7 protein-coding genes are annotated in these 9,686 nt (G+C 74.8%); 6 read left to right on the top strand and 1 reads right to left on the bottom strand.

Translation table 11 applies throughout. The annotated features are described in order from the left end of the window. The first annotated feature begins 168 nt into the window (after positions 1 to 168). The gene (gene cmk / locus ACI8AK_RS13590) at positions 169 to 867 is read left to right on the top strand and encodes a (d)CMP kinase (protein ID WP_456956638.1); all 699 of its coding nucleotides are present in this window, start codon (positions 169 to 171) and stop codon (positions 865 to 867) included. Then, positions 864 to 2,210 carry a ribosome biogenesis GTPase Der gene (gene der / locus ACI8AK_RS13585; RefSeq protein WP_387988070.1) on the top strand — a complete coding sequence of 449 codons (1,347 nt, stop codon included), beginning with the start codon at positions 864 to 866 and terminating at the stop codon, positions 2,208 to 2,210. The genes cmk and der overlap by 4 nt, the downstream gene beginning before the upstream one ends. 5 nt (positions 2,211 to 2,215) lie before the next feature. Here the strand turns inward: der and ACI8AK_RS13580 are convergent, their stop codons facing one another. Next, on the bottom strand, positions 2,216 to 3,739 hold the full coding sequence (locus ACI8AK_RS13580) for an MDR family MFS transporter (protein WP_387988071.1): 1,524 nt from the start codon (positions 3,737 to 3,739) through the stop codon (positions 2,216 to 2,218). A 175-nt stretch (positions 3,740 to 3,914) separates the two neighbouring features. Between ACI8AK_RS13580 and ACI8AK_RS13575 the strand changes: the two genes are divergently transcribed. Genes ACI8AK_RS13575 through cydC form a run of 4 tightly spaced genes read left to right on the top strand, consistent with a single transcriptional unit; the run spans position 3,915 to position 9,659 of the window. Further along, positions 3,915 to 5,339 (top strand): cytochrome ubiquinol oxidase subunit I, encoded by a 1,425-nt coding sequence (locus ACI8AK_RS13575; RefSeq protein WP_387988072.1) that lies wholly within the window; start codon positions 3,915 to 3,917, stop codon positions 5,337 to 5,339. A gap of 2 nt (positions 5,340 to 5,341) precedes the next feature. After that, complete coding sequence (gene cydB / locus ACI8AK_RS13570; RefSeq protein ID WP_387988073.1) at positions 5,342 to 6,376, top strand: cytochrome d ubiquinol oxidase subunit II; 1,035 nt, start codon at positions 5,342 to 5,344, stop codon at positions 6,374 to 6,376. Positions 6,377 to 6,378: 2 nt separating this feature from the next. Then, on the top strand, positions 6,379 to 8,031 hold the full coding sequence (gene cydD, locus ACI8AK_RS13565; protein ID WP_456956637.1) for a thiol reductant ABC exporter subunit CydD: 1,653 nt from the start codon (positions 6,379 to 6,381) through the stop codon (positions 8,029 to 8,031). Continuing rightward, positions 8,028 to 9,659: a thiol reductant ABC exporter subunit CydC gene (gene cydC / locus ACI8AK_RS13560; protein WP_456956635.1), complete on the top strand. Its 1,632-nt coding sequence runs from the start codon at positions 8,028 to 8,030 to the stop codon at positions 9,657 to 9,659. The genes cydD and cydC overlap by 4 nt, the downstream gene beginning before the upstream one ends. Positions 9,660 to 9,686: the final 27 nt, after the last annotated feature.

Genomic DNA, 9,686 nt, shown 5'->3' with positions numbered 1-9,686 from the left:
ACCACTGCGCGGAGCGACAGCGCAGTGAGCGAGCGTCAGCGAGCGGAGACCACTGCGCGGAGCGACAGCGCAGTGAGCGAGCGTCAGCGAGCGGAGACCACTGCGCGGAGCGACAGCGCAGTGAGCGAGCGTCAGCGAGCGGAGACCACTGCGCGGAGCGACAGCGCAGTGAGCGCGCGGGGGTTCCGGGGGCAGGTGACCCTCGACGGGCCGTCGGGCACGGGCAAGTCCAGCGTCGCGCGCGCGGCGGCGACCCGGCTGGGCGCGGCCTACCTCGACACCGGTGCGATGTACCGGGCCGCGACCGTGGCCGTCCTCGACGCCGGCGTCGACCCCGAGGACGCCGAGGCGGTGGCCCGCGTGGTCGCCGGTGCGCGCATCGAGGTGGGGACCGCGGCGGACATCGAGCGGGTGGAGGTCGACGGCACCGACGTCGCGGTGCGGATCCGCGGCGCCGAGGTGACCCGCAACGTCTCGGCGGTCTCGGCGGTGCCCGCGGTGCGCCGGCAGCTGGTCGACCAGCAGCGCGCCCTGGTGGCCGCCGCCGACGCCGTCGTCGTCGAGGGCCGGGACATCGGCACCGTGGTGCTGCCGGACGCGACCGTGAAGGTCTACCTGACCGCCGCGCCGGAGGCGCGCGCGCAGCGGCGCGCCGCCCAGCTGGGGTTGACCACCCCGGACGAGATCGCCGGCCTGGCCGCCGACCTGCGCCGCCGGGACGAGTACGACAGCAGCCGCGCGGACAGCCCGCTGCGGCCGGCCGCCGACGCGGTGGTCGTGGACAGCACCGACCTGGACCGGGAGGGCGTCGTCGACCGCATCGTCGAGCTGGCGCTCTCGGCGGTCGGTGCGGGGGAGAGGGCATGAGCGAGGAGGGCACCGGCGGCCCGCTGCCGGTGGTGGCGATCGTCGGCCGGCCCAACGTGGGCAAGTCGACGCTGGTCAACCGCGTCCTGGGCCGGCGCGCCGCGGTGGTGCAGGACGTCCCCGGGGTCACCCGGGACCGCATCTCCTACGAGGCGCTGTGGAACGGCCGGCGGTTCACCGTCACCGACACCGGCGGCTGGGACCCGAAGGCCGAGGGGCTGGGCGCGTCGATCAGCCGGCAGGCCGAGCACGCCATGCGTACCGCCGACGTCATCGTGTTCGTCGTCGACAGCCAGGTGGGCGCCACCGACACCGACCTGGCCGCCGCGCGCATCCTGCGGCGCAGCGACCGGCCGGTGATCGTCGTCGCCAACAAGGTCGACGACGAGCGCAGCGAGGCCAACGCCGCCGAGCTGTGGTCGCTGGGCCTGGGCGAGCCGCAGCCGGTCAGCGCGCTGCACGGGCGGGGGAGCGGCGACCTGCTCGACCTGGTGCTCGACGCCCTGCCCGAGGCGCCGCGCGAGCAGCCCGAGGAGGGCGGCCCGCGGCGGGTGGCGCTGGTCGGGCGGCCCAACGTGGGCAAGTCCAGCCTGCTCAACCGGCTGGCCAGGGAGGAGCGCTCGGTCGTCGACTCGGTCGCCGGCACCACCGTGGACCCGGTCGACTCGATCATCACCCTCGGCGGTGAGGAGTGGCGCTTCGTCGACACCGCGGGGCTGCGCCGCAAGGTGAACACCGCCAGCGGCACTGAGTACTACGCCAGCCTGCGCACCGAGGCCGCCATCCAGGCCGCCGAGGTCGCCGTCGTGCTGCTGGCCGCCGACGAGGTGATCAGCGAGCAGGACCAGCGGGTCATCACCCAGGTCATCGAGGCCGGGCGCGCGCTGGTCATCGCGTTCAACAAGTGGGACACCCTCGACGAGGACCGGCACGCCCAGCTCGAGCGCGAGATCGAGCGAGACCTCGCCCGCGTCAGGTGGGCCAGCCGGGTCAACATCTCGGCTGCCACCGGCCGCGGGATCGGCAAGCTGCCCGACCACCTGCACGCCGCGCTCGCCTCGTGGGAGACCCGGGTGCCGACGGCGGAGCTCAACGCCTACGTCCGGCAGCTGGTGCAGGAGACGCCGCCGCCGGCCCGCGGCGGTCGCGCACCGAAGATCAAGTACGTGACGCAGGCCGACGTCCGGCCGCCGCGGTTCGTCGTCTTCTCCACCGGGTTCCTCGAGGCCGGCTACCGCCGGTTCCTCGAGCGCAAGCTGCGCGAGCGGTGGGGCTTCCAGGGGACGCCGCTGGACATCTCGGTGAAGGTCCGCGAGGGCCGGGGGAACGACCGGCGCGGCTGACCGCGTCAGCCCGCCGGGGCCGGGTCGTCGTCGAAGCGCAGCGGCTCGGTCCGGCGCGGCATGGCCAGCACCGCCAGCGCGATGACGACGGCGGTCACGGCAGTGGCGACGAACACGCCGTGCGAGGCCGCGTGCAGGCTCTCCCGCGCGAACTCCGCGACGGCGCCGCCCTGCGACAGCGCCGCGGTGGTGCTGTCGACGTCGGTGGGGACCTCGCCGTCCAGGCCCGGCGGAGGTGAGGCGAACCGGGCGGCCAGCGTGGTGTTGGCGATCGCTCCGAACACTGCCGCGCCGACCGCGGACCCCATCGACCGGGCGAACATGTTGGTGGCGGTGACGACGCCGCGCCGGTCCCAGCCGACCACCGACTGCACCGCGACGATGAGCGGCGACGACGACAGCCCGAGGCCCGCGCCGGTGACGAACATCCACGCGCCGACCTGCCACAGCCGGGCGTCCGCGCCGAGCAGCGCCGTCCCGGCGGTCCCGGCGACGGCGAGCGCGACGCCGAGCAGCGCGGTGTTCCGGAAGCCGATCCGCAGGTAGAGCCGGCCGGCGAGGCTCGCCGCGACCGGCCACCCGAGGGTCAGCGCGGCGAGCGCGAAGCCCGCCTCGAGCGCGCCGGCGCCGAGGACGCCCTGCGCCCAGGTCGGCAGGTAGGAGCTCAGCCCGATCAGCAGCGCGCCGAGGCCGAGCGCGGCCACGTTGCCGGACAGCAGGATGCGGCGGCGCAGCACCCACGGCGGCAGCACCGGCTCCGCGGCCCGCCGCTCGACGAACGCGAAGGCCGCGAGCAGCACGACCGCCGTCGCGAGGACCGCGATCGAGGTCCCCGACGTCCACGCCCACGCGCTGCCGCCCTGCAGCAGCCCGAGGATGAGCAGCGCGAAACCGGCCGACAGCAGCACGGCGCCGGCGACGTCGAAGCGGTGGGTGCGGCGCTCGACGCGCTCGTTCCACCGGCGCAGCAGCGCGACGAACGCCAGCGCGCCCAGCGGCAGGTTGACCAGGAAGATCCAGCGCCAGGACAGGTAGTCGCTGAAGACGCCGCCCAGGGTGGGCCCGAGCACCGAGGAGACGCCCCACACCGAGGCGAGGTAGCCCTGGACCCGGGCGCGCTCCTCGACGGTGTAGATGTCGCCGATGACGGTCATGCCGATCGGCTGGACGGCGCCGGCGCCGATGCCCTGCAGCGCCCGCCCGACGATCAGCGCCGGCATCGACCAGGCCAGGCCGCAGAACAGCGAGGCGGCGACGAACACCGCGATGCCGAACAGCAGCACCGGCTTGCGCCCGAGGACGTCGGCGAGCTTGCCGTAGACCGGCACGGTCACCGCCTGGGTGAGCAGGTAGACGCTGAACAGCCAGGGGAACTGGCTGAACCCGCCGAGGTCGTCGACGACGGCGGGGACGGCGGTGGCGATGATCGTGCTGTCGAGGGCGATCAGCGCGGTGCTGAGCATGACGGCGCCGAGCACGGGGCCGCGCTCGGAACGGAGCCCGACGGAGGCGCGGGTCACGGTTGTCACGGACAACCACCAACGCGGGCCGGCGCGGGGCATTCCCGCGGGGCCCGGCCCGGGCGCCACCACTCGCCGTCCGTGGTGCAGGTCACAGAGTTGCGTGCAACCCTGAGGCCCGGGAGCCCGGCCCGCGCCAGCCCGGCGCGCTTCCCCACCGGGCCCCGACCGAGGTGGTGTCCGCGTGGACGTGGTCGAGCTCTCGCGCTTCCAGTTCGCCTCGACCAGCATCTTCCACTTCTTCTTCGTCTCGCTGACCGTCGGTCTCGCCTTCCTCATCGCGGTCATGGAGACGATCGCCTACGCGCGCCGGGACCGGCGCGAGGTCTACGGGAAGATGACCAACTTCTTCGGTCACCTCTTCCTGATCAACTTCGCCGTCGGCGTGGTGACCGGGATCGTGCAGGAGTTCCAGTTCGGGATGAACTGGAGCGAGTACTCGGACTTCGTCGGCAACATCTTCGGCGTCCCGCTGGCGCTCGAGGTGCTCATGGCGTTCTTCCTCGAGAGCACCTTCATCGGGCTGTGGTGGTTCGGGAAGGACCGGCTGCGGCCCTGGATGCGGCTGGCCAGCATCTGGCTGGTCGCGATCGGCACCCAGATCAGCGCGTTCTGGATCGTGCTGGCCAACGCCTGGATGCACCACCCCGTCGGCTACGAGGTCGTCGACGGCCAGGCCCGCCTGACCGACTTCGGCGCCGTCGTCTTCAACTACAAGGCCTGGCTGTACTTCGCCCACGTCCAGGGCAGCGCCTGGGTCGTCGCCGCGTTCTTCGTGCTGGGCATCAGCGCCTTCCACCTGCTGCGCCGGCAGGACACCGACGTCTACTCCCGGTCGCTGCGCATCGGACTGGTCTTCGCCGCCGTCGGCACCGTGTTCTCCGTGGTCAGCGGGCACACCGAGGCCCAGGTCGCCCGCGAGGACCAGCCGATGAAGTTCGCGGCCATGGAGGCCCAGTGGGAGACCTCGGACTCGCCGGCCCCGTGGTCGTTGTTCGCGGTCATCGACCAGGGGCGGCGGGAGAACCCGTTCAACGTCGAGATCCCCTACGTCGGCTCGATCCTGGCCTACAACAGCCTCGAGGGCCGCTACGACGGGATCAACCAGATCGAGGAGCAGTACGACGAGGCCTACGGGGAGGACGACTACACCCCGCCGGTGGCCTGGGTGTACTGGTCGTTCCGGATCATGGTCGCGATCGGCTCGCTGCTGCTGGCCACCGCGTTCCTCGGGCTGTTCCTCTGGTGGCGGCGCAAGCGCGGACTGGACACCACCCGCTGGTTCCTCCGGGCGCTGGTCCTGTTCATCCCGCTGCCCTGGATCGCCAACTTCACCGGGTGGATGGTCACCGAGATGGGCCGCCAGCCGTTCATGGTCTACGGCGAGCTCACCGTCACCGAGGGCGTCAGCCCCAACACCGCCGGGGAGGTGCTGGCCGGACTCGTCGGCCTGTGGGTGGTGTACCTGGCCCTCATCGGCCTGGACGTCTACCTGCTCAGCGTCACCGCCCGGGCGGGCATCCACCGCAGGCCGGAGGCGCAGCTGGTGGCCGCGCCGGCGCCGGACTACGAGGGTGCCGGCTTCCAGGGGTACGAGAAGAGGGACTGACGGTGGACCTGGTCACGCTGTGGTTCTGGCTGATCGCGCTGACGTTCACGCTCTACTTCTTCCTCGAGGGCTTCGACTTCGGCGTCGACATCCTGCGGCCGACGCTGGCCCGGACCGAGGCCGAGGAGCGGGCGCTCACCGGCACGATCGGGCCGTTCTGGGACGGCAACGAGGTGTGGGTCATCGCTGCGGCCGGGCTCATGTTCTCGACGTTCCCGGTCTGGTACGGCGCGGTCTTCAGCGGCATGTACCCGCTGTTCGTGCTCATCCTGCTGGCGCTGCTGCTGCGCGGTGTCTCCTTCGAGTACCGCAACCAGGTCGACAGCGAACGGTGGCGGGCGTTCTGGGACTGGATGTCCTTCGGCGGCAGCGTCGTCCCGTCGTTCCTGTGGGGCGTCATCATGGCCAAGCTCATCGAGGGTCTGCCGGTGAACGCCGACGCGCGGGTCGAGGGCGGGTTCGCGGCGATGTTCACCCCGTTCTCCCTGGTCGGTGGGGTCACCACGCTGCTGCTGTTCACGCTGCACGGCGCGAACTTCCTGCTGCTGCGCCTGCACACCGACACCGTCCTCTACAACCGCGCGCGCAAGGCCGCGCTGCGGTGGGGGGCGCTGGCCACGGCGGCGATCGTGGCGTTCGTCGTCATGGGCTACGTGACCGAGGACCTGTTCGAGGACTTCGGCGTCGTGCCGTGGGCGTTCCCGATCGCCGCGTTCCTGACCCTGGCCAGCATCTGGCTGGCCCTCGTCCGCCGCCGGGACACCCTGGCCTTCACGATGAGCGGCCTGACGGTCCTCTTCGCCACCGTGACGGTCTTCATCGCGCTGTACACCCGCGGCGAGGTGCTGCCCTCCACCCTCGACCCGGACTTCGGCCTGACGCTGGAGGAGACGGCCAGCCAGCAGTACACGCTGGTGCTGATGACCTGGGTGGGCGGGATCTTCCTGCCGCTGATCATCGGCTACCAGATCTGGAACTACTACGTCTTCCGCGAACGCGTCCGCCCCGACGAGGGCGCCCTGAACCACGGCTACTGACCGTGCGGGGACCCACCGGGCGCCTGCTCGCGCTGTCCGGGCCACGCCGGCTGGTGCTGCTCTGCGCCCTGCTCGGGGTGCTCACCTGGGCGCTGCTGGTGGTGCAGTGGTCGCTCGTCGCGGCCTTCGTCGCCGCGGTCGTCGGCGGTGGGGACCCGGCCGGGCACGCCGGTGTCCTCGCCGGCGTGGTCGCCGCCTGGGGAGCGCGCGCCGCCGTGGCCGCCCTCCGCGACCGGGCGGCGCGGCTGGCCTCGGCGCGGGTGCGGCGGACACTGCGCGCGGCGCTGCTCCGGAAGCTGCTCGACCTCGGTCCCGCGCGCACCGCCGGGGAGCGGGCCGGGGAACTGGTCACCACGGTGACCGAGGGCGTCGCGAAGCTCGACGGCGTGGTCGGCCGGCTGCTGCCCGGGGCGGCGACGGCGGCCGTCGTCCCGCCGCTGGTGGCCGCCACGGTCCTGGTGCTCGACCCGGCCAGCGGCGCGATCCTGCTGCTGACCGGCCCGCTGGTGCTCGTCTTCCTGTGGCTGACCGGTGCCCTCGCCGCGCGGTCGGCCCGCGCCTCCTGGGAGGCGCTGGGCCGGCTGGGGGCGTCGCTGGTCGACACCCTGCGGGTGCTGCCGACCCTGGTCGCGTTCGGTCGGGCGCGCAGCACCGCCCGCTGGCTGACCGACGTCAGCGAGGCCCACCGCGTCAGCACGATGCGGCTGCTGCGGGTCGCCTTCCTGTCCGGCTTCGTCCTCGAGTTCGGCGCGGTGCTGTGCACGGCGCTGGTGGCGGTGACCGTGGGTGTGCGGCTGTTCCAGGGCGGGATGGACCTGGAGCGGGCGCTGCTCGTGCTGCTGCTCACGCCGGAGTTCTTCGCGCCGCTGCGCGCGCTGGGGGCCGACCGGCACGCGAGCCTGGAGGGCCGGCCGGCCGCCGAGCGGGTGTTCGCGCTGCTCGACGCCCCCGGGCCGCCGCGCGGCACCCGGCCGGTCCCGGACGGGGTCCCCTCGGTCGCGCTGCGCGGGGTGACGCTGCGGTACGGCGGGCGCACCGCGCTCGCGGACGTCGACCTCGAGCTGCCGCCGCGGTCCAGGACCGCGCTGGTCGGCCCGAGCGGGGCGGGCAAGAGCACGCTCGCCCGGCTGCTGCTCGGCCTCGCCGCCCCGGACGAGGGCGCCGTGCTGGTCGGGGGCGTGCCGCTGACCGAGCTCGACCCCGACGCCTGGCGGGCCCGCGTGGCCTACGTGCCGGAGCGGCCGTGGCTGCTGCCCGGCACCGTCGCCGACAACGTGCGGCTCGGGCGCCCGGCCGCCACCGACGCCGAGGTCGAGGAGGCGCTCGCGCGTGCCGGGCTCCTCGACGTCGTCCGCGGGCTCCCCGACGGCGCCGCGACGCGGCTGGGGGAGGACGCCGCCCGGCTCTCCGGCGGGGAGCGGCTGCGGCTGGCCCTGGCCCGCGCCTTCGTCAAGGACGCGCCGCTGCTGGTCCTCGACGAACCCACCGGGCAGCTCGACGAGGCGACCGAGCGGCAGGTGCTGGCCGCCCTGGACGGGCTCGCCCGCGGCCGCACCGTCGTCACGGTCACCCACCGGCCCGGTCCACTGGCGCTGCACGACCGGGTCGTGGACCTCGACGCCGGACGGCTGCGGGCGCCGGAGGCCGCGCGGTGAGGGAGCTGCTGGCGCTGGTCCGGGGTCCGCGGACGGCGCTCGCCGTGGTCCTGGGATCGCTCACGGTGCTGTGCGGCGCGGCGCTGCTGGCCACCGCCGGGGCGCTGATCACGGGCGCGGCGCAGCGGCCCTCGACGCTGCTGGTCCTCATGCCGCTGATCACGGGGGTGCGGCTGTTCGGCGTGTCCCGCGCCGCGGTGCGCTACGCCGAGCGGCTGGTCACCCACGACGTCACGCTGCGCCTGGTGGCGCGGGTCCGCGCCCGGCTGCTCGAGCGGCTCACCCCGCTCGCGCCGGCCGCGCTCACCGGCGCCCGCGGCGGCGAGCTGCTGACCCGGGTGCGTACCGACGTCGACGAGCTCCAGGGCGTGGTCGCCCGGCTGGTCGTGCCCACGGGCGTGGCCGTCCTCGCCGGCGGGGTCGCGGTGGTCCTCACCGCCCTGGTGTCGCCGGCCACGGCCGTCGTCCTGGCCGCCCTGCTGCTGGTGCTGGGGGTGGCCGTCCCGGCCGCGGCGGCCCGGGCGGGGAGGGCGGCCGCGCTCGCCGCGGCCCGGGCCGACGCCGACCTCGCCGCCGACTTCCTGGACCTGGTGCGCGGCCTGGCCGACGCGCTCAGCGGGGACGGCGGCGCGACCGCCCTGCGCACGCTGGGCGCCTCCCTCGACCGGCAGGAGGAGGCCGAACGGGCGGCCGCGCGGCTGACGGCGGTGACCACGCTGGCCCGGGAGGGCGTGCCCGGGGTGGGCCTGGTGGCGGCCCTGTGGCTGGTGGGGACCGGCGTCGCCGCCGGCACCACGTCGCCGCTGCTGCTGGCCGCCTGCGCGCTGGGGGTGCTCGGCGCGTTCGAGGCCGTCGCCGGGTCGGGAGCGGCCTGGAGCGTCGCCGGCGGCATCCGCGCCGCCGCGGAGCGGGTGCGGGCGCTGGGGGAGCAGCGGCCCGCGGTGACCGAGCCGGGCGACCCGCAGCCGCTCCCGGCCGGCTCCGCGCTGCGCCTCGAGGGCGTGACGCTGCGGTACCCCGGTGCCGCCGCGCCCGCCCTCACCGGCCTCGACCTCGCCGTCGCCGACGGGGAGAAGGTGGCCCTGACCGGGCGCAGCGGCGCAGGCAAGAGCAGCGTCCTCGCGCTGGCGGTGCGGGCGCGCGACCCCGACGCCGGCCGGGTCACCCTCGACGGCACGGACCTGCGCCGGCTCCCGCTCGACGGCGTCCGGTCGCGGCTGGCCTGGGCGGCGCAGGCGCCCCAGGTGCTCGGCGGCACGCTGGCCACCAACCTCCGCCTGGGCCGGCACGACGCCACCGACGACGACCTGCTCGCCGTCCTGGTCGACGTCGGGCTGGCGGACGTCGCCGCCACGCTCGGGCTGCACGGCTGGGTGGGGGAGGGCGGCGAGCGGCTGTCGGCGGGGGAGCGGGCCCGGCTGGCCCTGGCGCGGGCCCTGCTCAGCCGTGCCGACGTGCTGCTGCTCGACGAGCCCACCGCCCACCTCGACCCCGCACTCGCCGCGTCCGTCCTCGACCTGCTCGGTCGCGACCCGCGGACCGTCCTGCTCGTCACGCACGACGGCGCTGCGCTGGACGGACGGTGGCGGGTGGTCGACCTCGACGCCGCGGTCCCGGCGCGCGGGTGACCACCGGGCCGGAGGGGCGAGCGGGTG

This window comes from Geodermatophilus sp. SYSU D00867, assembly GCF_054050315.1.
This window is presented reverse-complemented; position numbering and strand designations above follow the sequence as displayed.

What these genes read in the sequence shown, in the direction of transcription:
- der (WP_387988070.1), top strand. Translation starts at nt 864, where the DNA reads ATGAGCGAGGAGGGCACCGGCGGCCCGCTGCCGGTGGTGGCGATCGTC.